General features: G+C 38.0%; 28 protein-coding genes. 15 read left to right on the plus strand and 13 right to left on the minus strand.

From position 1 onward, the window contains the following. The coding region (locus tag RAO94_13865) for an RsmD family RNA methyltransferase (protein ID MDP8323427.1) at positions 1-249 on the plus strand (249 nt) is incomplete at its 5' end. Here the strand turns inward: RAO94_13865 and serS are convergent. From serS to RAO94_13885, 4 genes are all read right to left on the minus strand, one after another. Beyond that, complete coding sequence (serS, locus tag RAO94_13870) at positions 244-1,506, minus strand: serine--tRNA ligase (protein MDP8323428.1); 1,263 nt, start codon at positions 1,504-1,506, stop codon at positions 244-246. The genes RAO94_13865 and serS overlap by 6 nt on opposite strands. Before the next feature lie 17 nt (positions 1,507-1,523). After that, positions 1,524-2,285 carry a triose-phosphate isomerase gene (tpiA, locus tag RAO94_13875; protein MDP8323429.1) on the minus strand — a complete coding sequence of 254 codons (762 nt, stop codon included), beginning with the start codon at positions 2,283-2,285 and terminating at the stop codon, positions 1,524-1,526. Between the two features lie 131 nt (positions 2,286-2,416). Further along, the gene (locus RAO94_13880; GenBank protein ID MDP8323430.1) at positions 2,417-2,986 is read right to left on the minus strand and encodes a hypothetical protein; all 570 of its coding nucleotides are present in this window, start codon (positions 2,984-2,986) and stop codon (positions 2,417-2,419) included. A gap of 106 nt (positions 2,987-3,092) precedes the next feature. Further along, complete coding sequence (locus RAO94_13885) at positions 3,093-4,076, minus strand: tetratricopeptide repeat protein (protein MDP8323431.1); 984 nt, start codon at positions 4,074-4,076, stop codon at positions 3,093-3,095. 198 nt (positions 4,077-4,274) lie between these two features. Here RAO94_13885 and RAO94_13890 point away from each other — a divergent pair, with 198 nt between their 5' ends. Beyond that, positions 4,275-5,237: a GDP-mannose 4,6-dehydratase gene (locus tag RAO94_13890; GenBank protein ID MDP8323432.1), complete on the plus strand. Its 963-nt coding sequence runs from the start codon at positions 4,275-4,277 to the stop codon at positions 5,235-5,237. A gap of 20 nt (positions 5,238-5,257) precedes the next feature. After that, positions 5,258-6,580 (plus strand): UDP-glucose/GDP-mannose dehydrogenase family protein, encoded by a 1,323-nt coding sequence (locus RAO94_13895; protein ID MDP8323433.1) that lies wholly within the window; start codon positions 5,258-5,260, stop codon positions 6,578-6,580. Between the two features lie 317 nt (positions 6,581-6,897). On the opposite strand, the gene RAO94_13900 is transcribed toward RAO94_13895, so the two are convergent. Together RAO94_13900 and RAO94_13905 are read right to left on the minus strand one after the other, a co-directional pair. Beyond that, positions 6,898-8,802, minus strand: a complete 1,905-nt coding sequence (locus RAO94_13900) for an ABC transporter ATP-binding protein (GenBank protein ID MDP8323434.1) — start codon at positions 8,800-8,802, stop codon at positions 6,898-6,900. Positions 8,803-8,896: 94 nt separating this feature from the next. Further along, positions 8,897-9,370 carry a peroxiredoxin gene (locus tag RAO94_13905; protein ID MDP8323435.1) on the minus strand — a complete coding sequence of 158 codons (474 nt, stop codon included), beginning with the start codon at positions 9,368-9,370 and terminating at the stop codon, positions 8,897-8,899. Positions 9,371-10,169: 799 nt separating this feature from the next. Here RAO94_13905 and gcvH point away from each other — a divergent pair. The 10 genes from gcvH to RAO94_13955 are packed head-to-tail and all read left to right on the plus strand — an operon-like array spanning position 10,170 to position 17,026. Next, entirely contained in the window at positions 10,170-10,544 is a 375-nt protein-coding gene (gene gcvH / locus RAO94_13910; protein ID MDP8323436.1) for a glycine cleavage system protein GcvH, read from the plus strand. Between the two features lie 5 nt (positions 10,545-10,549). Continuing rightward, complete coding sequence (gene gmk / locus RAO94_13915; GenBank protein MDP8323437.1) at positions 10,550-11,173, plus strand: guanylate kinase; 624 nt, start codon at positions 10,550-10,552, stop codon at positions 11,171-11,173. Next, positions 11,166-11,408 (plus strand): hypothetical protein, encoded by a 243-nt coding sequence (locus tag RAO94_13920; protein ID MDP8323438.1) that lies wholly within the window; start codon positions 11,166-11,168, stop codon positions 11,406-11,408. The genes gmk and RAO94_13920 overlap by 8 nt, the downstream gene beginning before the upstream one ends. An 11-nt stretch (positions 11,409-11,419) precedes the next feature. Then, positions 11,420-12,109, plus strand: a complete 690-nt coding sequence (locus RAO94_13925) for a uracil-DNA glycosylase (GenBank protein ID MDP8323439.1) — start codon at positions 11,420-11,422, stop codon at positions 12,107-12,109. 7 nt (positions 12,110-12,116) lie between these two features. Beyond that, a complete protein-coding gene (gene dnaB, locus RAO94_13930) occupies positions 12,117-13,508 on the plus strand; it encodes a replicative DNA helicase (GenBank protein MDP8323440.1) in 1,392 nt (463 codons plus the stop codon). After that, positions 13,508-14,269, plus strand: coding sequence for an ABC transporter permease (locus RAO94_13935; protein ID MDP8323441.1), 762 nt, complete (start codon positions 13,508-13,510; stop codon positions 14,267-14,269). The genes dnaB and RAO94_13935 overlap by 1 nt, the downstream gene beginning before the upstream one ends. After that, positions 14,266-15,291, plus strand: coding sequence for a thiamine ABC transporter substrate-binding protein (locus tag RAO94_13940; GenBank protein ID MDP8323442.1), 1,026 nt, complete (start codon positions 14,266-14,268; stop codon positions 15,289-15,291). Before RAO94_13935 ends, RAO94_13940 begins: the two co-directional genes overlap by 4 nt. Further along, positions 15,292-15,780, plus strand: a complete 489-nt coding sequence (locus RAO94_13945; protein MDP8323443.1) for a tRNA (cytidine(34)-2'-O)-methyltransferase — start codon at positions 15,292-15,294, stop codon at positions 15,778-15,780. Then, positions 15,774-16,652 (plus strand): 4-hydroxy-tetrahydrodipicolinate synthase, encoded by an 879-nt coding sequence (gene dapA, locus RAO94_13950; protein MDP8323444.1) that lies wholly within the window; start codon positions 15,774-15,776, stop codon positions 16,650-16,652. The genes RAO94_13945 and dapA overlap by 7 nt, the downstream gene beginning before the upstream one ends. Then, the gene (locus RAO94_13955; protein MDP8323445.1) at positions 16,652-17,026 is read left to right on the plus strand and encodes a hypothetical protein; all 375 of its coding nucleotides are present in this window, start codon (positions 16,652-16,654) and stop codon (positions 17,024-17,026) included. Before dapA ends, RAO94_13955 begins: the two co-directional genes overlap by 1 nt. Here RAO94_13955 and RAO94_13960 read toward each other — a convergent pair. The 7 genes from RAO94_13960 to RAO94_13990 form a co-directional block, all read right to left on the minus strand. Further along, the gene (locus RAO94_13960; GenBank protein MDP8323446.1) at positions 17,016-17,393 is read right to left on the minus strand and encodes a VanZ family protein; all 378 of its coding nucleotides are present in this window, start codon (positions 17,391-17,393) and stop codon (positions 17,016-17,018) included. The genes RAO94_13955 and RAO94_13960 overlap by 11 nt on opposite strands. Continuing rightward, a complete protein-coding gene (locus RAO94_13965) occupies positions 17,380-18,093 on the minus strand; it encodes a DUF3108 domain-containing protein (protein MDP8323447.1) in 714 nt (237 codons plus the stop codon). Before RAO94_13965 ends, RAO94_13960 begins: the two co-directional genes overlap by 14 nt. After that, on the minus strand, positions 18,090-19,370 hold the full coding sequence (locus RAO94_13970) for a hemolysin family protein (protein MDP8323448.1): 1,281 nt from the start codon (positions 19,368-19,370) through the stop codon (positions 18,090-18,092). Before RAO94_13970 ends, RAO94_13965 begins: the two co-directional genes overlap by 4 nt. After that, entirely contained in the window at positions 19,360-19,806 is a 447-nt protein-coding gene (gene ybeY / locus RAO94_13975) for an rRNA maturation RNase YbeY (protein MDP8323449.1), read from the minus strand. Before ybeY ends, RAO94_13970 begins: the two co-directional genes overlap by 11 nt. Further along, positions 19,799-21,895: an HDIG domain-containing protein gene (locus RAO94_13980; protein MDP8323450.1), complete on the minus strand. Its 2,097-nt coding sequence runs from the start codon at positions 21,893-21,895 to the stop codon at positions 19,799-19,801. The genes ybeY and RAO94_13980 overlap by 8 nt, the downstream gene beginning before the upstream one ends. Positions 21,896-21,959: 64 nt before the next feature. Next, positions 21,960-22,856 (minus strand): LysM peptidoglycan-binding domain-containing protein, encoded by an 897-nt coding sequence (locus tag RAO94_13985; protein ID MDP8323451.1) that lies wholly within the window; start codon positions 22,854-22,856, stop codon positions 21,960-21,962. Between the two features lie 9 nt (positions 22,857-22,865). Next, positions 22,866-23,114, minus strand: a complete 249-nt coding sequence (locus tag RAO94_13990; GenBank protein MDP8323452.1) for a hypothetical protein — start codon at positions 23,112-23,114, stop codon at positions 22,866-22,868. A gap of 322 nt (positions 23,115-23,436) precedes the next feature. Here RAO94_13990 and RAO94_13995 point away from each other — a divergent pair, with 322 nt between their 5' ends. Then, positions 23,437-23,808, plus strand: a complete 372-nt coding sequence (locus tag RAO94_13995; GenBank protein MDP8323453.1) for a carboxymuconolactone decarboxylase family protein — start codon at positions 23,437-23,439, stop codon at positions 23,806-23,808. Positions 23,809-23,828: 20 nt separating this feature from the next. Further along, positions 23,829-25,340 (plus strand): PDZ domain-containing protein, encoded by a 1,512-nt coding sequence (locus tag RAO94_14000; GenBank protein MDP8323454.1) that lies wholly within the window; start codon positions 23,829-23,831, stop codon positions 25,338-25,340. The last annotated feature ends 33 nt before the right edge of the window (positions 25,341-25,373 follow it).

Below are 25,373 nucleotides of genomic sequence, written 5' to 3' on the forward strand. Positions count from 1 at the left end.
CCCTTTATCAAGAAATGTGAAGAGCAGTTTGATATGATCTTTTTGGATCCTCCCTACAATAAGAAATTGATAAACAGCACAATAGAAGAGATATTTGCAGCAGATCTATTAGGTGATAATGGCATTGTTATTGCAGAACATTCATCTGATGAAGTACTTGATGAAAAGTGGACAGATCATATTATCCAAATAAAAAAGACCCGGCATAGCCAGGTCTCAATTATTTCTAAAAACACAAATATACTATAAAATCTCTCGATTTCCCAGATAAGATCTCAGTGCTGGGGGGATGGTGATAGTACCATCTTCATTTTGCCAGGTTTCTATTAAGGCAATGAAGCTCCTAGGTGTTGCCAGCCCTGAACCATTTAAAGTATGAAGGTATTTTACCTTTCCATCATTATCTCTAAATCTGATGTTCGCTCTGCGGGCCTGAAAATCTAAGAAATTTGATACAGAAGAAACTTCCAGATATTTTTCTGTTCCCGGAGCCCACACTTCCAGATCAAAAGTTTTTGCTGAGGCAAAACTTAGATCACCTGTTGCTAGAACAACTACGCGATAGTGTAATCCTAAAGCCTGGAGAATATCCTCAGCATCATGAACCATTTCATCCAGAACATCATATGATGTTTCTGGTTGAACAAAACGAACCATTTCAACTTTATTGAACTGATGAACCCGTTGCAATCCCTTGTTATCTTTTCCATAGGAACCAGCTTCACGACGGAAACATGGACTATAGGAAACAAATTTTCTAGGCAATAATGAAAAAGGTAATATTTCACCAGCATAGAAATTAGTAACTGATACTTCTGAGGTAGGGATCAGGAACATATCATCCTGATCAATGTGATACATATCGTTTTCCAGTTTCGGCAATTGTCCCGTTCCTGTCATTGTCTCACGGTTAACAATAAAAGGTGCAGATATCTCTTCATAATGGTGGTTTGCTAAATGAAAATCCAAAAAGAAATTGATCAACGCTCTCTCTAAAGCAGCACCTTTTCCCGTATAGGCAATAAAGCCGCTACCGGACATTTTGGCAGCTCTTTTAAGGTCAAAAAGGTCATTGATCTCAGCCAGTTCAACTTGATCACGGGCCTGGAAATTAAACTTCCTTGCTTCACCCCATTCTCTGATCTGCTGATTATTTTCTTCCCCTCCTGCCGGAACCCCTTCTGCTGGAATATTAGGAACCGTGAGCAGGAGTGTGTCCAGCTCATTTCCGCTTTCCGTAAGCTTAGCTGAAATGTTTTTGAGTTCATCTGCAAGTGACTTCATCCTTTCCATCACTTGAGAAACATCTTTTCCTGCTTTCTTTAATTTGGGGATTTCACTGCTGGTCTTTTTTTGTTCTGATCTGAGATTATCAAAATCAAATTGAAGCTTTCTTCTGGCTTCATCAATCTCCAGAATACGATCAATATCTGCTTTCTCTTTTTTGTTTATCACAGCTTCTTTGAGCAGTTCTGGATTACTGCGAATATATTTAAGATCTATCACTGATTTCTCCTTCTGATCTACATTTTACGGGCAATTTCAAGCATCTCAATATAGCTGTCACTATTAAGTGAAGCTCCACCGATCAAACCACCGTCAATATCTGATTGAAGTAAAAGTTCCGCCAGGTTGGCTGGTTTCACACTGCCACCATATAGAATTGGCAAATTTGCTGCGGTTTCTTCATCATAATTTTCTTTTATCCAGTTCCTTATCATCAGGTGTATTTCCTGAGCCTGCTCTGGAGTTGCTGTTTTACCCGTGCCAATCGCCCACACGGGTTCATAAGCAATTAAGATATCCTCGTCAATTTTTATATCTTTGAGGCAGTTTTTAAGTTGCTCCTGCACTACTTCAAAGGCTTTGCCGGCTTCCCTTTCAGCCAATGATTCTCCCACGCAAAGGACTGGCTTAATAAAGAAACTGCGAAGTTTCTTGATTTTCTGATTAAGGAGTGAATTTTTCTCATTGAAATACTGGCGTCTTTCCGAGTGACCAACCAGGGAATATTCCACGTCCATTGATGAAAGTATTTCTGCTGAAATTTCTCCAGTATATGCACCATTATCCCGCTCAGATACATTCTGCACACCAATGCTGAGGGATGTTTCATCAGCGGTATCAGTTGCCAGTTCAAGATAGGTGAAGGGGGGGAAGATCAATGCTTCGATGTTTTTTGAGCCATTATTCTTAAGATAATCTCCCAATTGAAAAAAGAAATCATCAGCAGCCTGGAAGGTCATGTTCATCTTCCAGTTTCCAGCAATATAAATTTTTCTCATTATACACTCCTTAATATTATTCCAGTATTGAGACAGATTTTAAGTCAATATAAGATTGGCAAGCAGAAAAGAGAATAATAAATATTCTCTTTCTGAATTTATAGGTTCCTAAGGTTTACATTCCCAAAAGACTATTTCTTTTCATCGCCCCAATATTTCTTAAATGACCTGGGATTAAATGCTTTTTCCAGTTCTTCAGCATTCTCAGTCCAGAAATAGAGTTTAAATCCCTTCTTGGAGATGGAATCATCTTCTCGTGAAGTCATTGGACTAAAGAATAGTATGAATTGATGCAGTTCAGTATTTTGAGAAAAGAAATTTCCAGAGGAATTCACTCGCGAATTATGCCAGGTTTTGTATCTTTTAAATCGACTTTCTGTGATTGGCAACTTACCTAATTCCAAATCATATTCTTCTTTCCATTCGATAGCCTGTCTTTGTTTGCGCATAAATCTTCTCACCAGATCATACATGGCTTTACGGTATTCTTCCGTAATTGTGATTTCTGAAGGATATTTTTCATCAGGGATTGTCATATAGATGCGGTTTTCTGCTTCATCATAAGCAACATCTATTTTGATTTCCATCAGATCATTGATAAACTGGTTCCAGATCATTGCTTTGAAACTGGTAATAGGTGTATCAGCTATCAGAGAAATTCCCATCACAAGAATTATATATATTATTAATACTTTCTTCATTCGATTCTCCCATTTATTTTAAGATAATTTAATGAATAAATATAATTTGGCAAGAAAAAAGCCGATCCGGAGAGATCGGCTATGAAATTATTTAATAAAATGACTATTATTGAGAGTTAATTGACTCAATATAACCCTTAGCAATTGAACCATAAGTGGGATTATTTTGTATCGCTTCAAAATCCTTTCGGGCTTCTATTAAGTCTCCCTTATTATACTTGATCATTGCTCTATAATATAATGCATCAGCACCATCAGGTTTGTTTTTAAGGTATAGGTCAATATTCTTAAGACTTTTATCATATATATTCAGATCATAATAGCGACTTATTAATAATAATGTAATTTGATTATTATATCGCAATTCATTAGATTTTTCATAATATTCCAGAGCATTATTGATCTCACCCAGATCCTCATAAAGTTTTCCAAGATTTGTATAGGTCTTTATTTTTGTAGCAGTAGCAGGATCTGTATCAAGGAAATCTTTATAGGCTTGAATGGCTGCTTCATTCCTGCCCAAAGTAAGATTTATTACAGCAATATCTTTGATAGTATTTGAATCCTGTCTTTGGTCATAAGAAAGGTAATACCATTTGAGTGCATTTTCCCAGTCTTCACGGTCTTTATAGATTGAAGCTATGGCTTTACTGTTTTTATAACTTGGTTTTACTGAGTCAATATAGGTATAGGTTTCTATTGCATCATCAAATCTATTCAGTTTCTTTTGCAGAATTGCTTTTTGAGTATAATATTTCATGTTTTCAGGATCGAGTGTGATCATATCTTCCAGAATACGGAGAGCGTTTTCAAAATTAGATGATTTCACAAAGCAATCAAAAGTAATTGCCAGCCAGTGACCGATCAGTGCTTCATCATTAGGAACCTGGTCTTCAGTAACTGCCTGTTTAAATAATTTAATTGCTTCTTCACAAGCTATTGCTGATTCAGTATAATTCTCAGCTTCCCAGAGCCCCTCAGCTTCCACTCCCTTTTCTCGAGCCAATCTCTCAGTAGATTTTTCTGACCATAAGCTTGATGTTAATGCCATCAGTATCACTAATAACAGATAAAAAACTCTTCTATCCATATAAAACCTCCAATATTAAATTTCTTTTTGTCAATTACAGGGTTCTAGTGTAATTGTCAACATTTTGATTGTCATCCGGAAAATATTGAAGATATTTAATGCTCCATAAAGGCAAAATACATATCGCTGAACACAAGTATTGACAAATGAGGTGGATAGTGAAAATTTCCCTCAGATTGTAATTAAGGGGTATATCCTATGAGAATTCTCGTTACTGGTGGAGCAGGATTTATTGGCTCGCATCTGGTGGAAAAGCTTCTGTCTGACGGACATGAAGTTGATAATCTTGATAATTTTAACGATTTTTATGCCCCTGAGATTAAGCGTGATAACGTCTCTAACTGCAATTCTTTCAGAGGATACCGGTTACTTGAAGGAGATATTCGAGGCCGTAAATATTTAACCAATATCTTTGATGATCGCGAATATGATCTGGTTATTCATCTTGCTGCAATGGCAGGAGTTCGACCATCACTTCAGCAACCCCTTTTATATAGTGAAGTCAATATTAATGGCACTCAAAATCTATTGGAAGAATGCCGAAGGAAGGGGATAAAGAAATTCATTTTTGCTTCCTCCTCTTCTGTGTATGGCAACAGCCAGAGTTTACCTTTCAAAGAGACTAATAATGTGGATCACCCCATATCACCCTACGCAGCGACCAAAAAAGCAGCTGAGCTAATTTGTCATTCATATCATCATCTATATGATATTTCGATGATCTGCTTAAGATTTTTTACTGTATATGGTCCCCGTCAACGACCAGATCTGGCAATACATAAATTTACAAATCTAATTTCGAGGGGAGAAACACTTCAGCTATTTGGTGATGGCACTACTGCACGTGATTATACATATATTGATGACATAATCACAGGCGTGACCGGGGCAATTGAATATATAAATGACCATCAATGTTTTGAAGTGATCAACCTGGGAGAATCTGAAACAATTAGCTTACTTGAAATGGTAGAGATAATTTCTGATGAAATGGGCAGGAAAGTTGATTGTGAATTTCTGCCAATGCAGCCTGGAGATGTGATTTGCACTTTTGCAGATATTAGCAAAGCAAAAAAAATGATTGGTTATAATCCCCAGACAGATTTCAAGTCAGGGATCAGGAAATTTCTGAACTGGTATAATAAACAAAATAATTTATAAAGATATTTTATGGAGGAAAGATGAAAATAGCTGTCATAGGAACAGGCTACGTGGGACTTGTAACGGGGACCTGTTTTGCAGAGATGGGCAATCAGGTGATCTGTGTGGATAACAATATAGAAAAAATTAATATGCTCAATCGCGGAGAAATTCCTATCTGGGAACCGGGACTCGAAAGCATGGTCAATAATAATGTGGAGCAGAGTAGATTGTGTTTTACCACCGATATCGCCAGTGCAGTTAAAGCATCTGAAATCTGCTTTATTGCTGTGGGAACACCTCCTGGAGAAGATGGCTCAGCAGACTTGCAGTATGTGCTGGCAGTTGCCGCAGATATTGCCCATAATATGGATAGTTACAAGATAATAGTAGATAAATCCACAGTTCCTGTAGGAACAGCGGATCTAGTGGGAAAAACCGTGAAGGCTATTCTGACAGAGCGAAATGTAGATTATAGTTTTGATGTGGTCTCTAATCCCGAATTCCTGAAAGAAGGCTCAGCCATAGCAGACAGCATGAAGCCGGATCGCGTGATAGTGGGCACAGACAACCCGAAAGTTGGTGAGGTCATGCAGGAATTATATGAACCATTCAGCCGTTCACGTGATAAGACCATTATTATGAGTGTACGCTCAGCTGAGATGACTAAATATGCTGCAAATGCCATGCTGGCTACCAAGATATCCTTTATGAATGATATTGCTAATCTCTGTGATATTCTCAAAGCCGATGTAGAAGATGTTCGCAAAGGAATAGGCTCAGATAGCAGAATCGGCTATCAGTTTATTTATCCCGGTGTTGGTTATGGTGGAAGCTGTTTTCCCAAGGATGTGAAAGCATTGATCAAGATGGCACTTAAGGAAGATACGCATGTGCGGGTACTGGAAGCAGTGGAAGCCGTGAATGATGATCAAAAAGATATTCTGGTGCAAAAAGTGAAAGATTATTATAATAATGATCTTAAGGGTAAGATATTTGCAATGTGGGGATTGGCATTTAAACCCAAAACAGATGATATGCGTGAAGCTCCATCAATAAGAATTATTAAAGGCTTGATCGCTGCTGGTGCCAGAGTGATAGCTTATGATCCTGTGGCTACAGAAACAGCCAAAAAAGCGATTGGAAAGCTGGATGGACTCACTTATGGAGAAGATAACTACAGCATTTGTGAAGACGCTGATGGGCTGCTGGTGGTTACTGAATGGAATCAATTCCGTAATCCAGATTTTACATTGATCAAATCAAAAATGCGTCGTCCAGTAATTTTTGACGGGAGAAATGTATTTAAACCGCAGGAAGTAAGAAAATCAGGATTTGATTATTTTGGCATTGGAAGAGTATAAATAGACCTTGTTGAGACCTTGACTAGTGGAAATTGATCAGCCTTCCCTAAAAACCTGGTTAAGGTATTTTTTGTGGGAATTAAATCCGGGAAAGAGGTTATATAACCCCTACAGGGTAAATATCTGATGTGTGTCGATGTTGTGCTACAATTAAAGAACATCTACGATGTAAAATATTTTATTTAGATTTTGTACCATATACCGGGATTTAGTATCAAGTAGTGGTTCGCTGTTTGTAGAAAAAATCATCCACCCGAAAAGTGGTTTCTCTGTAGGGGATATTTGTAAGGGAAAGCGAAACATTATCCTACTCGATTTTATCCAGAAGTACTATCTTTAAATTGCAGATTATAAAGAGTTTGATAGCGGAAATTAGTTTTCAGCAATTCCTGATGTGTTCCTATCCCCACGATTTTACCCTTGTCCAACACAACAATTTTATCTGAATTAAGAATCGTGGAAAGCCTGTGAGCTATCATGACCACAGTTCTATCCTTAGTAGCCTGCTCGATAGCTTTCTGAACTTTTTGTTCTGCTTCAGTATCCAGAGCACTGGTAGCTTCATCAAAGATCAGGATTGGTGGATCACCCACAATACTTCTGGCAATACATAATCTTTGTTTCTGTCCTCCAGAAAGATTTCCAGCTTTTGTATCAAGCATTGTATCATAGCCATTATCCATGTTAAGGATAAATTCTTCTGCATTGGCAATCCTGGCAGAATTAATGATAATTCCGCGTTCACATTCATTCAGAGAGCCATAAGCAATGTTATTGACAACAGTATCTGAAAATAAAATAGAATCTTGAGTAACAGTGCCAAAAAGCAATCTGAGATCTTTGATTTTAATTTTTTTGATAGGAATACCATCGATATTGATCTCTCCGGAAGTGGCATCATACATTCTGGTCAGCAAGTTGGCAATAGTGGTTTTCCCTGATCCGCTGCTGCCCACAAGAGCGATTTTTTCGCCTTTATTGATCTTAAGATCGATATCTTTGAGTACCTCTCTATTACCATCATAAGAAAAGGAGATGTTCTTAAGCTCTATCTGACTGTCAAAACTGCTCTTTTCCTGAGGGTCAGCATCTTCCTTTATCTCACTATCCTGGTCCAGGATTTCTGATATTCGGTCTAAAGATATCATCGCCTTACGGAAATTCGCATAAGTCTTTGTCAAGTTCTTAAAAGGGCGAAGCATAGAAAATATGGCAAATAAGAAAGCCATAAAACTGCCGAACGTAAAAGTGCTTTCTGGTGCAAGAACTATCTTGCCACCAATCACTAGAACAAGGCAGCCGATCAGAACGCTGTTCAATTCAGACAGAGGAGTAGTGAGTAGATGATAAATCTTGGATTTAAGCCAGAAAGTTAACTGCTTGTCATTGATTCCCTTAAATCGTTCATATTCCATTTTCTCACGTGAAAAAGCTTTCACAATCTTAATACTCGACAGCACCTCTTCCACATAACTGAAAAGATGAGACATCTGAGTTTGAATCCGTCGGGCATATTTCTTCATTTTGATTCCAATTGCTGTAACTCCCAAGGAAAAGAGGGGCATTACGATGATCGATATCAAAAATAATCTGCTATTTATTGATATTGCTGTGGCCATATATACAGCAATCAGAATGACGTCTTGAAAGGAGCGGAACATGGATTCTATGAACATCAAATTGACGATCTGAACATCATTCACCATCCGCACCAGAGAGTCTCCGATCCTGTTCTTATTAAAAAATGCCAGACTCTGATAGAGGTATTTATGATACATCAGGTTTCGCACTTCCCTGATCGTGTAACCCTGCAAATAGGCAAAAAGATAATTCTGTCCCATAAAGAAGGCATTTTTTAATATAGTTAGGACGCCAAATAATACCGCAATAGTCCAGAGCAGCATCACCGGATCAGACTGCTTCATGATATCCGAAAGGCTCTCCAGAATTGGCTGATAGCTTCTTTCTGAAATGATTGCTCCCAATCCGCCAAGATCAGATATTGAACTGCTGACCATCTGCTGGATCGCCTGCCAGAATTGCGGGAAAGTGTGATGTAATACAACTGGTTTATCTGAAACAAAAACATTGTCCAGAAGAGGAATTACCATTAATATACTCACTCCGCTGAATAGAGCGAAACCAAGAGAGAAAATTATTCCTCCCAGGGCATAACCCCAGCGTTGAAGCATTATCTTGTATATCTTAACTAAATTCTTCATTATATTACCTCTTAACTGCAGATAACCAATACAATCTATTTGACATCAAAGATTTTCCAGATACAGTTAGCTGTCAATTATTAGGGTATTAAGATCACTTTGAAATCTTCTTTCGAACTTCCTCCAGCACCTTCTGAGCATGTTCTTTTGCTTTTACATTATACCATGCCTCATTGATATCTCCCCTGGGATCAATCAAAAAAGTACTACGAATTACACCTAGAAAGGATTTACCATACATCTTTTTTTTCCGCCAGGTATCATAGGCTTTAATTGTAGTAAGATCAGCATCACTGAGCAATTGCAGGCTCAGTTCCTGTTTACTGATAAATCTCTGGTGGCTCTGAATAGAATCTTTGCTGATCCCCACAACCTGAACTCCAGCTTGAGCAAATTCTTCCTGAAGACAAGAAAAATCTTTGGCTTCAATTATGCAGCCGGGAGTATTATCCTTAGGGTAAAAATAGATTACCAGCCACTTACCGAGTAGATCATCAAGATCAACCATCTGGTTATCCTGATTTGGTAAAACAATTGCAGGTGCTTTATCTCCAATTTTCAAGGCCATCTTTCCTCCTTGTATCATTTCGTTTACATATCGCGTTTTGTAATATAAGTTGAAGTTCCAACAATTCAACTTATATAACTTCAAGCTTTATTTTTCTACCAACACAATAAAAAATATAATTTAAATTATCGGCAAGTAAAATAAGTATTGCTTCAACAAATGTTAGTAGTTAAATGAAATTATATTTCGCAAATTATCTTCTGAATTATTCTCACCCAACATAATGATCCCGTTAAAAGCAGGATTTCAGCCTAAAAATCCCTCAAAAGAGCCACCAAAATACCACTAATTACATTGATAATATATAATTAGCTATCAATAAGCAGCCAGAAGGAGGAACAACAAAGAACTATGTGACATTAAAATGTCAGTACGTGCTTTGTTGTTCCCCTTTAGAGGTGCCTATAGTCTGATTTCTGGCAGTGATAAATAAACTTATGTAATAAAATCAAATTAAATTTAATATTAATTTTACCAGATAATGAGTTCTCACACTGCTTATAGAATCCCGGAAGTCTTTCCTACGCCAAGGCTACGGCACAGTCTATGAGGAGCGAGAACTATTATCAATTATCAGCATTAATCTTTGATTTTCACCTCAGTAATTTTACTTTCAGGGTTTGGCTGATAGCTGTCGTTATCTGCGCCCCACCTGGAAATACCCGACGGTGCACATCTAACTTAGCAGCTGAAAATATTTAAATTGCGGGTGAGTGCAAGAATAAAGAATTGATATTGCTTGACAGTGGTTTACGAGGAAAAAAAGTTAGTAAAAAAGAAATACTGTGCGGAGGTAATTATGGTAAAACAGGATTTGTATTATACTGAAAGCCATGAATGGGTAAAGATAGAAGGCGAAGAAGCTTATATTGGTATCACAGAATATGCAGCAAAAGAGCTTGGTGAAATCGTTTTTGTAGAATTACCCGAAGAAGGTGATGAAGTCAAATTGGGAGAGGCATTTGGCAGTGTGGAAGCAGTTAAGGCTGTAGAAGATATCAAAGCTCCCATGTCAGGAGAAGTGCTTGAGATCAATGAAGATCTGGAAGATACTCCTGAGATGGTCAGTAAAGACGCTTTTGGTGATGGCTGGATGATCAAGATCAAATTAACCAATCTCGATGAGAAAAAGAATTTATTGAGTGCTGCTGATTACGCAAAGCTGATTGATTAATATCTATGCCATATGAACATAAGCCATATCTGCTGATCCTGATAGCACCTTCCGGAGGTGGAAAATCTACCATCTGCGATGAGATATTATCAAGATATCGGGAGTTTGTCTATTCCATATCATTTACAACACGCAAAGCGCGTGGAGATGAAATGGATGGAGTGGATTATTTTTTTCTGGAAGAAGATGAATTTCTGAAGAAGCAGGAAGTTGGTGTTTTTATTGAAAGTGCCCTGGTGCACGGCAAGTGGTATGGTACATCAAAAGAATTTATTGATGAGCAATTAGCAAAGGGCTTTGATATAATTCTTGATATTGACGTACAGGGTGCGCTTAAAATACTTGATAGTGGAGTAGAATGCGTATCAGTATTTTTATTACCCCCTACTCAGGAAGTATTACGGGATCGCTTAGAAAAGCGAGGTACAGATACTCGTGAAATTATTGAACTGAGGATGGAAAATGCTGCAAAAGAGGTTGCCCTGATAGGCAGGTTTGATTATCTGGTGATCAATGATAACCTTGAGATGGCAGTGAATGATATTGAAAAGATAATACGGGCAGAGAAACTGCGTGTGAAAAGATATAAAGAGATAAAAGAAAATTATTACAGGAGTGAAAATGCTTAATCCAAAAGTCGAAAAGTTTTTGGAAGACAATAACATGACCTACCTTTTCCTGATGCTGGCAAATCTGGAAGTGGCAAGACTGTCAAATCTTCCGGATATTATCAAGAAGAAATTTGAAGGGAAAATTACAGAAACAGCCTTAGAACATGTGGCTGAGAACATCATTCCGGATTACCTGGCAGATATGCCTGAGCTTCCAGAAGAAGAAGACGAAAATCTGAACCCATTTGAATAGAGCAGACAATTATGTCTGTGAAAGCTTTTAATCAATATCTTGAGTTCCTGAAAATATCAGGAATTCAGGATATTTTTGTAAAAGAAACATCGAGGGAGCAGGAAACTGTATCTGATGATATTCTGGAAGGAAAGCAACAATTATTACAGGAATTGAGTCAGAAATATTCTGACTGCAGGAAGTGTATATTGAACACCGGCAGGATCAAGCTTGTTTATGGTCAGGGAAACGCAGATGCAAAGATGATGGTGATTGGAGAAGCTCCAGGGGCTGAAGAGAATAAGACCGGACATGCTTTTGTGGGAAGAGCAGGTCAATTGCTGGATCGGCAATTGAAGGCGATTAATTTAACACGTGAAGATATATATATTGCTAATATTGTGAAATGTCGCCCTCCTGGTAATCGGGATCCACAGAAAGATGAAATGGAATCCTGCCTGCCATATTTGCTAGAACAAATTGAGATCATTCAGCCTCAAATATTCCTCTTATTAGGCAGGATCGCTGCTCAGGCATTATTGGAGACCACTACATCGCTTGGTAGATTAAGGCTTACTGCCCATACATTCAATGGCATACCTGCTTATGTGACCTATCATCCAGCAGCTGTACTGCGGTTTACAGAATATCGCAAACCCACCTGGGAAGATCTGAAGCGAGTGCGTGATCAATATTTCAATTTACCACCAAAGATAAGATAAGAAGGAAATGATGGCAGAATTTAATAAAGAGACCAGTTCAAGAAAAGACCCGAACACATCCGTTGATAAGCAATTGCCTAATGACCCTAATGCCGAAGCAGCAGTGCTTTCTGCCATGCTGATAGATTCATATAATGTGAGTTATACAATGACTCTTGTCACGGAAAAGGATTTCTACCGGAATAGTCATAAAACGTTATTCAGGGCAATGAAACGGCTTTTTGAGCAAAGTATAGAAATTGATGTTATCACTCTCACTGATGAATTAAAGAAAAGTAATGACTTTGAGAAAGTAGGTGGGTTCGAATTTATAAATAAACTCACCAGCGTGGTATTGAGCGGTGCAAACATCAAGGATCACGTGAAGATCATTCGCGATAAATCAACTCTTAGGCAACTGATCACGGCAGCAAATAACATCATTGAAGTTAGTTATAGAGCAGATGAAGATGTTGCTAAGATACTCGATGAAGCTGAACAGCAGATATTTGATATTGCCGAGAATCCACTTAAGGAATCATTTAGTAATTTTAAAACTGATATTGATGACACGATAGAGATCATTCAGGAGATAGCAAGCAAGAAACGCAATGTAATGGGAGTTCAGACGGGTTTTTATGATCTGGATAATCTGATCGGTGGGTTCAGAAGCGGACAATTTGTTATAGTTGCAGCTCGTCCAGCGATGGGAAAAAGTTCATTTGCACTTAATTTTGCTTTTAATGCAGCAATGAACTTTGATCTTAAGATCGCCATATTCACTCTTGAGATGGAAAGCCAGGAACTAATAATGAGAATGCTTAGTTCAGCAGCAGAAATCCCAATGCAGAGCATGCTGCGGGGTACTGGACTGGGAACAGAGAAAATTGAGAGAATTGTTACTGTTGCCGAGGTGCTGCGAGATTGCCAAATATATATCGATGATACTGGACATCAGACTTTGAACCAGATTCGGGCAAGAACCAGACGTCTGGCAGCAGAAGTTGGAAAGCTGGATATGATCATTGTTGATTATCTGCAATTAATGTCTTCTAATAGCCCCAAAGGAAGAGATAACCGACAGCAGGAAATATCTGAGATCTCTCGTGGACTAAAAGTTCTGGCAAAAGAAATGAAATTACCTGTGATCGCATTATCACAATTGAACCGCCAGGTGGAAAGTCGTGAAGATAAACGTCCAATTTTGGCAGATTTAAGGGAATCTGGAGCAATTGAACAGGATGCGGATATTGTTATGTTCATCTACCGAGAGCATGTGTATAGCAAGAAACAGGAAGATATCGGGAAAGCAGAATTATTGATCAGAAAGAATCGTCATGGAAAAATTGGAACAGTTCATATGACATTCCTGAGCGAATTTACTTCCTTTAGAAATGCTTCAAATCAGCCAGAGATGTAATGCTCAATAAAATTAAAAATATCCTGATCATAATTGGTGATTTCACCAGATTTCAATTCACAGTATTATTATCTTTGAAAGTAATTGGTAAAAGAAGAAATCAGATAATTGAGCAGATGGAGAGAATTGGTTATGATTCTCTTCTACTCATATCTATCACTGCTGGATTCACTGGTCTGGTTACGGCTGTTCAGGCATCTTATCTTACAAATGGTTACATTCCTCCTAATCTAATTGGCGTACTGGTAGGAAAATCTACCATGATCGAACTCGCACCTGTACTCACTGCTCTTGTGCTAGCCGGCAAAGTTGGGGCTTCTATTGCTGCTGAGATAGGTACTATGAAAGTAAGTGAGCAATTGGACAGTATGCTTTCCATGGCAATTGAGCCCTCTGATTATCTGTATATGCCCAGGGTGATTGCAGGATGTATTATGGTGCCGATTCTCACAATTTATGCAAATCTCATAGGTATTGTCTCGGCTTTCGGACTTTCAGTGTTCAAGTATCATATCAATGGCTATACTTTTTTTATGGAGTTAAAGAACTATTTCATGCCATCTAATTTATGGGGTGGATTGATCAAGGCGTTTTTCTTTGGATTATTTATTACCATGATTGGGTGTTTTGCGGGAAGTAAAACCCAGGGTGGAGCACAGGGAGTGGGAAGAGTAACCACTATGACTGTGGTTTATTCATCAATTGCAATTCTTATTCTTGATTTTCTGGTTGCCAGTGTGTTGTTAGGTGTATCTAATTGAAGATAAATATCATTCTCCTTATCACTCTCATTATTCTTAGCGGTTGCGGGAAAGATGATTCTGCAATTCAAAAGCCAGACCGAAATCTTGTGGTCTATACTGCAGAACCATTTATGAGTAATGCCGTGTGGGAGGATCTAAATTACTTTGAGGCGAGATATAATTGTACGCTGATTATAAAAAATTTTGATGATCCCTGGCTAGCCTTGGATGCACTCAGACAGGAAGCAGATTCCACAGAGGCAGACGTTATCTGCGGGATTAATAATGCTTTAGTGCAGGAAGCTTTGGATAGTAACCTGTTTACGGAATATAAGTCTGATAATATTAAATTCATTGATAGTAAATTTTGCTTTGACAAATCTAATCATTTCACGCCATATGCCTATGGTTTATTAGGTTTGATGTATGATAGCAGATATATAGTCAAACCACCACAGAATTATGGTGAATTGCAGGATAATGGCTGGGATGAGACTTTAATCATGCCTGACCCGGAAAAAACAGGGATGGGAAGAGCATTTTTGCATTTAACTGCTGCTCAGTTTGGCAAAAATGGGTTCCGTTATCTTTGGAATGGGATCAAGAAAAATATATCCGCATATCCTCTTTCCTATAATGATGCCTACAAAAGGTTTCTAGCTGGGGAAGGTTATCTGATTCCGGCATACACGACGATGCCGGTATTCCATAAATTAAATCGAGATGATACTCAATATCGAGTAGTCGTGATGGAAGAAGGTAGTTTTCAGGTAGAGGAATTTGCCGGTATAATAGCATCAACAGATAAGCTGCTGCTGGCACAGCGGTTTATAGATTACCTGTTAACTCAGAATTTTCAGGAGAGAATTTGCCTGAAAAAATGGATGTATCCCCTGAATCGGGATGTGGATTTTCCAGCAGAATTTGATGATGTGGTCAAGATTGCACCAGATGATGTTTTCACACTGAGTGCCAGTCGGGTAAAAACAGAAGAGAAAACCTGGCTGAAGAAACTAAAAAATACCTTAGGGAGAGATTAGTTGTTCAAGATAGTTTTATATCAACCGGAAATTCCTGCTAATACAGGTAATATCGGAAGATTATGCGTGGGTGCAGATAGCGAATTGCATATAATTAAACCCATGCGATTCATGATCAATGATAAATACCTGAAAAGAGCTGGACTTGATTACTGGCAGGATCTTAAGCTTTTTTTGCATGATGATCTTGCTGAACTTCAGGTTGAATATCCGCAAAGTAATATTTACTACTGCACAACTAAAACAGAAAATAAATATACTGAGCCTGAATATAAGGCAGGAGATATATTTGTCTTTGGCCCAGAATCAAGAGGAATTCCAGAAGAAATTTTATTAGAAAATAAAGATAATACAATCACAATTCCCATGTCAGAAAAAATAAGATCAATCAATTTGAGTAACAGCGTGGCTATAGTGCTCTATGAGGCATTACGCCAGGTTGACTGGGAAGGTGATGAGAATGTTTCCACCAGGAGGATAATATGCTGAAAGGATCAATAGTAGCTTTAGTAACCCCCTTTAAGAATTCTCAGATTGATTACAACGCTACTGATAAGCTGATCAATATGCACCTTGAAAATAAAACTGATGCTCTCCTGTTATGTGGCACGACAGGAGAATCACCTGCTCTGGCAGAAGATGAGAAGGAATTCTTTATCAGGTATTGCCTTCACAAGATCAATGGGAAAGTTCCCGTGATCGTAGGGACTGGTACCAATAATGTCTCAAAGACAATTGCAAGTACTCTCAAAGCCCAGAAAGCTGGTGCTGATTATGCTCTGGTGGTTACTCCATATTACAATAAACCTACTCAAAAGGGTTTGTATGATTTCTTCTTCAGAGTTGCCTCAGAAGTTAAAATCCCCATTATTTTATACAATGTGCCCTCACGAACAAGTATAAATCTTCAGGCAGCAACCACAGTTGCTTTAGCAAAAGACTGCTCAAATATTATTGCTATCAAAGAAGCGTCTGGTAACCTTGTGCAGGCATCTGAGATAATCCGCGATGCTCCTTCAGATTTTGTTGTTCTTTCCGGTGAAGATGCACTGAATATGCCTATGATGGCATGTGGAGCAAAGGGTACTGTATCAGTGACTGCAAATATTGTTCCGGAAAAAGTTCACAATCTTATTCATCATTGCCTTGAAGGTAATTTTGAGCTGGCTAAGAAGGAGCACCTTGATCTTCTGGAACTTAATGATGCGATGTTTATTGAAACAAATCCTATCCCGGTTAAAGAAGCCCTAGTGATGATGGGAATAATTGAACGAGAATACCGTGCTCCAATGTCAGTAATGAGTGATGATAATAGGCAGATATTAAATAACATTCTGCGTAAATATGAATTGGTTAAATAGTGAGACGAATAGGCAAGAAGAATCTTAATTTAGTAGTTTGCCCACGCAGCAAGCAGTTCAAAGACCTTGTGGTCTGTGCTGCCAGTTGCGAGAAGTTCTGTTCTCAGTATATTGAGAATATCAAGCTGGTAGAACTGCAGAAATACGTTGAGGAACATCCTGAATATAAAATTATAGGAGTAATTATGGCTGGACAAAAGACCCCACCCGCAAAGAAAAAAATGTTCTGGGTTATTGACTCAGATAAGAAAGTGAGAGAAGTAGAGGAAAAAGAGATCATGGCAAATCCGCAAGCTTACCTGAATCAGGAAATTTGGGATAGACCTCCCTATAAATATGAGGTGATTATTGCTTTGAAAAGAGTTAAAGCTTAATTGACAGAAATTTTATGAGCAGCAGATAAACGATAAAAGCAAGAGAAACTCCTGCCCAGTCGGCAGAAAAGTCCAGGGGAGAGCATTCTCTGCCTCTTATAAATAATTGATGCAGCTCATCTAAAGCAGGCAGCAGCACTGCCAGAAAGAAATAGTTTTTAAGTATTGGTTTCTGATGCCTGGCAAGTTTCATACAGATAAAAAGAAAAGCAAGGATCAGATACTCAATAAAATGGGCGTATTTATCAAACCCCAGCAGAGATTCTTCGGAAGACCCGATATCAGGGATTGAGGATACAATTAAAATAGCAGCCAACCAGGTGTAATAAATTGCTGTCATCCATTTGGTCATTTTATTCATAAGCATCTAATATCCAGTAAACCGCAAAAGGTTTCATACTATACCGAGCCTTCAAAGGTAATCTCTCAGCCGAATCCGAAATCCATAAAGTGAGTACATTATCTTCATTCACCAGATTATTAGTCAACATATCAGAACGTTCTATGGCAGTTTGAGAGATTTTTTGAAAAGCCACTTCCACTACAAATGCTTCCTGTTTTCCCAGTATAGTATTGATCATTTCTTTTTTTACTACTTTGTAATCAGCTTTCCAGATCAGAGAATTAGCATCCAGATAAATAGCTGAGGGGATTTCAAGATGCCTTCGAATAAAATACAAGGCAGAAAAGAAATCACGGCTCTCAGGCATGATAGGATACTGCAAATCAAGCTCTTTTGATATTTTGCTCGTGCGATCAGCTATCAAACTACTGCGATCATAGTTTATTATCCTGTTCTCAGTATATTTCTTTTGATAGATCACTTTTTTGTATTTATCGGGTAGATATTCATCTTGATAATTGCTTTGATATAAATTATCCATTCTGCTTGCAATACTGCCAAGTCCTGTCGCCTTTGCAGTGACTGTAAGCGTAGAATCATTATCAATCATATCCACATTAACAACTTTCAGCCCTAAATAGCGGATACTCATTTGCAAATGTTCCGCAAAGCCAAAACTGCTCAATAGAAGTAAAAAAACAATCAGAAGGGTTTTTTTTTTCAACTTTTCTTCAGTTTCTTTACGCGCACATAATGAATGCGCCTGGATTTTATATTCGTCACTACAAACTCAATCCGGTCATCATATATATAGGAATCATATCTGGCAGGTACACGATTGAATCCATCAAAGAGAAATTCTGCCAGATTATTATATTCCTCTTCAGGAATATTAAGGTCAAATTTCTGATTCAATTCTGCAATCGATACCATACCATTAATTATATATTCATCTTCACTGATCATGCTGATGGTTGGACCTTCCTTATCATATTCATCAAGAATTTCTCCCACCAGTTCTTCAAGAATATCTTCCAGTGTCAAAAGTCCACTGGTTCCACCATATTCATCCACCACCACTGATATCTGGATTTTCTTCTGCCTGAACATATTCAGCAGATCACTGATCTGGCTATTCTCAGTTACATAATTTGGCTCCCGCATCAAAGATGAAATAGAGGTTTTATCTGGATTCAAAATTACATCTTTGGCATAGATTATCCCAGTTATATTATCGATGCTTCCTTCGTAAACCGGGAGCTTGGAGTGTCCCGATTCCAGCAGACACTGTCTTAATTCTTCATAACTTTCCTTGCTTTCAATTCCCACAATATCCACACGGGGAGTCATTATCTCACAGGCTTTTGTTCCAGAAAAAAATCTGAAAATACTCTGTATGATCTCTTTCTCACTGTCTTCCAGGGGATGGTCAGTAGAATCTGATTGCAGTAGGTTTTTTAAATCCTCGGTTGTAATATTATTATTTTTATCAGCGCTATATCGTGATCTGTGTGCAAAAATTATATTGATAAATTCCAGTACTTTGATCAGCGGATAGAGCAGGTAATATAAAATGATCAATGGCAGACTGGTTATCTTGCTGAATTTCTCAGATGTATTGTATGCCAGCAGTTTGGGAGTGATTTCACCAAAGATTAGCAGGATAAATGTCATGATCACAATCTCAAAAAAGATTGAAAAGGCATGCCCTTTTGAACCAAAATATTTTTCCCCAATTTCTAAAGCGATCAAAGCCGCAGTACTGGATGCTGCTACATTTACCAGAGTATTACCCAACAGGATAAGCACAAGAAGTGATCTGGGATTTAAAAGCAGTTTATTTATCCTTCTTTCACTGGCATTTCCGCTTTTCTCATACTTTTTGATCTGGATCTTGGTTAATGAGAAAAACGCAGTCTCTGACCCTGAAAAAAATGCTGATAAGATAAGTAGTCCTACTAAAAAAATATACGAAAGGCTGTCTTCCACTTTATCTGCCAATCTCCTTTATGTATTTTTGATAAAATTTCTCTTTTTCCTGCATCGCTAACTGCTGCTGACGGGTCATGTGATCATAACCCAATATATGAAGCAATCCATGTAAAAAAAGGGTTTGAACCTCATAACTCAGCGACATATTACCTTTTTGAGCAGAAGCCTGTTCAATGTCAATAATAATATCACCTAATTGTGGAATTGCCGGATATTCACCAGTAAAGGACAGTACATCCGTTTTGGAGTCATTGCCACGGTATTTTCGGTTCATTTCCCTGATAGTTTCTCCTTCGCACAAAGTCAGTCCTATCTCCAGTTCAGCAAATTCGGTATTTCCCTCATCTTTGAGTTCAGATTTTATTACTTCGACTGCCAATTGATTAAACAAAGCTTCAACAAAAGGCTGACTGGTGTCATTTATTAAGTGCACTACACTAATCATCTTCCGGGTACTCAATTCTGGTGCTGTAAACCCCAAGCAGTATAGGATGCATTGCATTTGCTATCTTGCGAAGATCACTTATTGTTACGGGTGCCTGATTTAACTGACCATCCTTGATAAGTTTATTGATCGTCTCATCCAGGAGTTGATCAAGTATCTGGCTGTTAATTTCTGTCAAAGATTTGGAATGTGATTCCACGATATCTGCTATCATTATTATCGCGGCTTCCTGTGTCAGTGGTTTAGGACCTGGATATTCAAATTCTTCTGCATCATAATCCAGATGATTTTCCTGAGCTTTATTTAAAAAATACCTGATTTTAGATGTTCCATGATGTTGCCTGATGATATCAATCACAGATTCCGGCAATCCGGCTAATCTTGCCAGTCTCACTCCTTCCAGAATATGCCCTCTGATCAGTTGTGCACTCTGAGTTGCCAGCATGTTATCATGCACTTCATTTGCTTCAGCATTATTCTCAATATAGATGCGGGGATTAGCAAGTTTACCAAGATCATGAAAATAACTCCCGACTCTTGCCAGCAGATGATCTGCTCCAATTGCTTCTGAGGCACTTTCTGATAGATTACCTACAACCAGGCTATGATGATATGTTCCTGGCATTTCTCTACTCATCCGTCTTAATAAAGGATTCTCCACATCAAGAAGTTCCATCAGGGTTTCTCTGGTTACAAGCCTTAATCGCTTCTCCAGATAAGGGATAAAGAGAACAGCTAATATGGTGGATATCAATATCGATGCCGAACCCAGCAGTACTCTCTGGAAAAAATCTCCCAGGGGTAATACCTGATTCAAACTCAATCCCAAAGTTAATAATATATATAATACTATTTCGGATAAAGTGAGTGTTAGATATCTGACATTTAAGGATACATGATATGATAGCAGCAATATTGCCAGTGAAGCCAGACTCAATAACATCGGATTGATAAAATTCCAGTTCAGTAGAAGACTCACCAGGATCAGTTGAGTAATTGTATATAAAAATGATATTTGCCTGTTATAAAGTTTCATTATGGCAAATGTAAAAAAACTCACCGGTATCAGCAAGGAAGGCAGCTCAAATATATTATGTATGGACAAACTGATCAATGACCCAAACAGGAAGAAGATCAGCAGTAGATTAGTTCGTCTTTCAGTCATTTCAATTGATCCTTTATAATACTCAAGTAAATTAAAAAAGATCAGCAGTAATAGAAGTGAAAATATAAAAGTACCACTACAAGAGGTGATCACTCTACGGTTATTTCGCTCAAGATTCTGTGTTTTCATCGCTCTTTGCAGTGATGCTAATTTCTGCAGATGTCCCTCATTTACCCGTTCACCCTTTCGGATTATCGTTTCATTTTTAAGCACTTTTCCGGCTGTGATATCTATATCAATCCTTGCTTTCTGCTTTAATCGCTCCGTGGTTTCACGATCAAGGATGATATTCACCACCAGGATATTTTCAATAATATCTGCTAGAGCAGTTTTCCCTTTGGAATCACTATACCCGTCCAGTATCTTATCTCGTGCCTCATTAAACGCATATAGTTTGAACAGGTAGTAATTCTTTACCACTCCCTTACGCTTAACATTGATTGAAGGGGCACTATAACTTTCTGGATAAATCCCAATATCAAGTACCCTTGCCAGCTTTTCACTTAGATAGCCATAAACCCGATTTCGATTTTCTGGTTTCATCAGGTACATGATCGAGTTTTCACTCATCTTATAACCCTTTTGAACCAGGGTTTTATTTATCTCCTGTCCGTTTTGTTCTTCTCCATTATTTTCAAAATGCCGAATTATGATATCAAGATTACGAATAGCATTGAAGGTAATATTGTCAGAAATTGTGTAAATATCATCTATCTTGTCTTCTGCATTTTTACGTTCACGACTCAAATTCTCTTCGCTTTTATATACATTGAATTCAATGGGTGAGATTATCTCCTGCTCAGCTATTTGACCCACGTTGAGATTGATAGACCTGTTCCATGTACGATAAGGATTCATCAGCAATTGGGCTATTGTAATTAGCACAGCGGTGATGATTATCAGATAAAGTTTTTTTCTCGTCATTACTGGTCTTTAATGAAAAGAAAGCCTCCAGCAAACCGGAGGCTTTCATTTATTTTAGAACTGATTAGTCCCTTGGTATCTCGAATATCTGATTAGGGTAGATCAAATCAGGATCTTTGATCTTATCTTGATTTGCTCTGTAAATAAGAGGCCATTTAGCTCCGTTTCCATATACTTCCGGATAGGAAGCGATTCTCCATAAGAATTCTCCCTTATAAACCTTCCAGGTATTTGGCTTGCCACGAGGTATCTTAAGTACCTGATCAGGATTAATTATATTAGGATCCTTGATCTGGTCGCGGTTTGCACGATAGATTATTCCCCATTTGGCAGGATCATTATAAATGAAATGATAACCTGAGATCTTGGATAATGTCTCGCCTTTCAAAACTTTATATTCATCTTCAAAATATTTCGGACGCTTTGATTCAAGCTCTGTTTCCAGTCTGGTTAAACGATTTTCAATCATCATGATGTCATCCTGAAAATCGGGAACCTTAGAATAATTATCGTTACGATAATCATCCCATTCCTGACGCAATGCATAGATACCCTTCTTGGCATTCCATAAGTCTTCATCAGAAAGTGAATTAAAATCATTGATCTGCTTATTGAAGTAATCTATTTTACCTTCAATATCACCCCATTTTGCCTGATCGTTTTTATCTACTTCCAGATAATTAAGGATCTGATTATAAGTGGCTTCATGTTCTTCTTCCACTGCTGCTATCTGCTGACGAAGTTGTTCAATCCTGGCTGTGGCATCGTCAATGCGGTTTTGAGCATCAGATTTACGCTCTGTTAGATCCTGCAGATCTGATTCCAGACGTTCCCAGTAATTAAGACGCTCAGCTTTCTTTAGTTTCTTATATTCATCTTCGCTGAGATAATTTACCTCGGATACTAATAAAACGGGAATAACCAGTACGGCTACGATCATTAATACTATTAATTTCTTCATGGTGCCTCCTTATTCCTCTGCCTTAAGTTTTGTATCATAGGCTTTCAGCTTATTTAGATCCTGCTGCTTAGCTGACAATTCCTGTTCTAAATTTTGTATTTCCTGTTCCAATTGAGCTGCTTCTGCCTCTTTGGCCAGAGCTTCCTTATCTGCCATCTCTAATTGTGCTTTTTCTACCGGTGGTGGTGGAGGGGCACATGCACTCAATAATAATGAAACTGCTACCAATGCCAATAACATCATTCTGATGATCTTCATCGCGTCTCCTTTGTTAAATATTTTTCTATATAACTTTTTTTATCATTTATACACTTAACTATACTATTACAATATTTTGTCAAGTAATAATAATAATGATCATCTCTTTTTAATTGAGACTGTTCAAAATTGTCTTAATAAAAATCATCAAGAAAATTTATATTTTGCAAAGATTAGAAATTTTGATCAAATTCCTGGTATTTCTGCAATTTTGCTTTATCAGAAAATCAGAGATATGGAAATTGCTTGACCATAAATATAATATTTAGAAAGGATTCATTGAAAAGATTTGTAGAATAATTGAAATAAGGAAAATACTAAAATGAAAGATAGGGTAAATGAATTTAAGGCAGAAAGAAATCGGTTACAGAATTTGATGCAGGAGCATTCTGGCTTGAGTACAAAACGATTTCTGAGTCTGGACAGTCAGGTTTACCGTGAAGGAGTGATCGAGACCAAAATTAAGGAAATGATGGGTCTGGTGGCATCATTGGTGTTACGTTGTGATGATTGCATTCGTTATCATCTTGACAGGTGCTATCAGGAAGGAGTAAATGAAGCGGAACTGGAAGAAGTGTTGTCTATCGGTCTGGTTGTAGGTGGCAGTATAACTATTCCGCATATCAGGCGTGCCTGGGATTTTTGGGAAAATATGATCTCAAACCCGGAAAACGCTGAACACACTGAAAAATAAAAAATTACAAGGATAGGAAAATGAAGAGAAAAATTGTTATTCTAATTATTGGATTGGTGATGCTTGCTGTTATTCAGGCAGATTTGAATGAGCAGGCGATAGAGAACATCTTTGCAGATGAGCTTCTTAACACTCAGGATATATATCAGCAGATCATGATGTTTAATGATTATCAGGATATGAGTAATAAAGGAATTGTGATGGAGGATAGTCTGGCAGATGGTTCTCCATGGTTTTATTATATTCCAGAGAGTTATGACCTTCATCAACGTCATGGATTGATCATCTGGCTGCATGGGGGAGTGGGGCGAGAAGATTATTTTGAGCCTGATGAATATTGGTTTGACCACCCGATCATAGACTATGCAAAGGAAGCAGATATGCTGGTTCTGATGCCCATGGCCAGAGGTGATTGCATGTGGTGGGAATCTGCTGGTGAGAAGCATGTAATAGATGAGCTGCTGATCATGAAAGAGAGATATAATATTGATGATGATAGAGTATTTATGACGGGATTTTCTGATGGAGGATCAGGTTCTTTTCATTTTGGCTATCGGCTGCCAAATGAATTTGCTGCGTTTTATCCGCTTAATGGTATGATCTCAGTTCCGGCCCATGTTACGGGCAAACCCTGTTTTATCAAAAATCTTCAGAACCGGTATTTGAGAGCTGTTAATACAGATCAAGATGGGCTTTATCCTGCTGCAAGTACGCGATTGACAATGAATCTGGCACTTAGCGCCGGGGCGGATATCAGCTACCGTGAATACTGGGGACTCGGTCATGACTGGGGATATTCTGATGAGGATTTGCCATTGATAATGAAAGATATTCAGAAACGCGCCAGGGATAGTTTTCAATCTGAGATATATTGGGAATGCTTGAGTACTAAGGAATATAACCACTGCGACTGGCTGGAGGTCACTGAACTTGATACTTTGGCAGAGAAGCAGGACTGGCAGCAAGAATACAACGTCCAGCTTCCAGATGACAGGATCAGTTTTGGATTTTATCATGATTCAGAATTCAAAGGTGACGGGATCATGGTTAATAAAGTAATAGAATCCTCCCTGGCAAAAGAGATGGGATTAAAAGATAAGGATATCATAATTGCTATGGACGAAGTGACGATCACTAATATTGATGAAATGGAAGAGCTGAAGGCTGAAAAGCAGCGCGGAGATGAAGTTAGTTTGACGGTTTACAGGGAAGGGGATACTCACTTATTAAAAGGTGTTTTTCCCGAGATCGCTTACTATGATGCTTTCTTTTATGATCAGCCTTCTGGAGCAGCAAAAGCAAAATATTATGGGAATATATTTGAAATAGAAACCTCCAGAGTAGGGGCTTTGGCAATATATATAAATCCCGAAATGGTGAACCTGAAAATACCCGTAAAAGTTATCATAAATGATATAGAAGTTTTTAATGAGAAAGTTGATTATGAAAGCCAGATTATGAAGGAGAACATTATTAAAAATAGAGACCGCAAAGCTATCTGGGTTAATAAACTGAAATTTGAAATTGAATAGAAGAGGGTTTAACCACGGAACACACGGAAGGAA

The organism is Candidatus Stygibacter australis, assembly GCA_030765845.1.
Lineage (GTDB): Bacteria > Cloacimonadota > Cloacimonadia > Cloacimonadales > TCS61 > Stygibacter > Stygibacter australis.

Excerpts from the sequence above, each read along its gene's own strand:
- tpiA (MDP8323429.1), bottom strand. The coding sequence starts at position 2,285 with ATGAGAAAAATTTATATTGCTGGAAACTGGAAGATGAACATGACCTTC.
- RAO94_13880 (MDP8323430.1), bottom strand. The coding sequence starts at position 2,986 with ATGAAGAAAGTATTAATAATATATATAATTCTTGTGATGGGAATTTCT.
- RAO94_13885 (MDP8323431.1), bottom strand. The coding sequence starts at position 4,076 with ATGGATAGAAGAGTTTTTTATCTGTTATTAGTGATACTGATGGCATTA.
- RAO94_13890 (MDP8323432.1), top strand. The coding sequence starts at position 4,275 with ATGAGAATTCTCGTTACTGGTGGAGCAGGATTTATTGGCTCGCATCTG.
- RAO94_13895 (MDP8323433.1), top strand. The coding sequence starts at position 5,258 with ATGAAAATAGCTGTCATAGGAACAGGCTACGTGGGACTTGTAACGGGG.
- RAO94_13900 (MDP8323434.1), bottom strand. The coding sequence starts at position 8,802 with ATGAAGAATTTAGTTAAGATATACAAGATAATGCTTCAACGCTGGGGT.
- RAO94_13905 (MDP8323435.1), bottom strand. The coding sequence starts at position 9,370 with ATGGCCTTGAAAATTGGAGATAAAGCACCTGCAATTGTTTTACCAAAT.
- gcvH (MDP8323436.1), top strand. The coding sequence starts at position 10,170 with ATGGTAAAACAGGATTTGTATTATACTGAAAGCCATGAATGGGTAAAG.
- gmk (MDP8323437.1), top strand. The coding sequence starts at position 10,550 with ATGCCATATGAACATAAGCCATATCTGCTGATCCTGATAGCACCTTCC.
- RAO94_13920 (MDP8323438.1), top strand. The coding sequence starts at position 11,166 with ATGCTTAATCCAAAAGTCGAAAAGTTTTTGGAAGACAATAACATGACC.
- RAO94_13925 (MDP8323439.1), top strand. The coding sequence starts at position 11,420 with ATGTCTGTGAAAGCTTTTAATCAATATCTTGAGTTCCTGAAAATATCA.
- dnaB (MDP8323440.1), top strand. The coding sequence starts at position 12,117 with ATGATGGCAGAATTTAATAAAGAGACCAGTTCAAGAAAAGACCCGAAC.
- RAO94_13935 (MDP8323441.1), top strand. The coding sequence starts at position 13,508 with ATGCTCAATAAAATTAAAAATATCCTGATCATAATTGGTGATTTCACC.
- dapA (MDP8323444.1), top strand. The coding sequence starts at position 15,774 with ATGCTGAAAGGATCAATAGTAGCTTTAGTAACCCCCTTTAAGAATTCT.
- RAO94_13960 (MDP8323446.1), bottom strand. The coding sequence starts at position 17,393 with ATGCTTATGAATAAAATGACCAAATGGATGACAGCAATTTATTACACC.
- ybeY (MDP8323449.1), bottom strand. The coding sequence starts at position 19,806 with ATGATTAGTGTAGTGCACTTAATAAATGACACCAGTCAGCCTTTTGTT.
- RAO94_13980 (MDP8323450.1), bottom strand. The coding sequence starts at position 21,895 with ATGACGAGAAAAAAACTTTATCTGATAATCATCACCGCTGTGCTAATT.
- RAO94_13985 (MDP8323451.1), bottom strand. The coding sequence starts at position 22,856 with ATGAAGAAATTAATAGTATTAATGATCGTAGCCGTACTGGTTATTCCC.
- RAO94_13990 (MDP8323452.1), bottom strand. The coding sequence starts at position 23,114 with ATGAAGATCATCAGAATGATGTTATTGGCATTGGTAGCAGTTTCATTA.
- RAO94_13995 (MDP8323453.1), top strand. The coding sequence starts at position 23,437 with ATGAAAGATAGGGTAAATGAATTTAAGGCAGAAAGAAATCGGTTACAG.
- RAO94_14000 (MDP8323454.1), top strand. The coding sequence starts at position 23,829 with ATGAAGAGAAAAATTGTTATTCTAATTATTGGATTGGTGATGCTTGCT.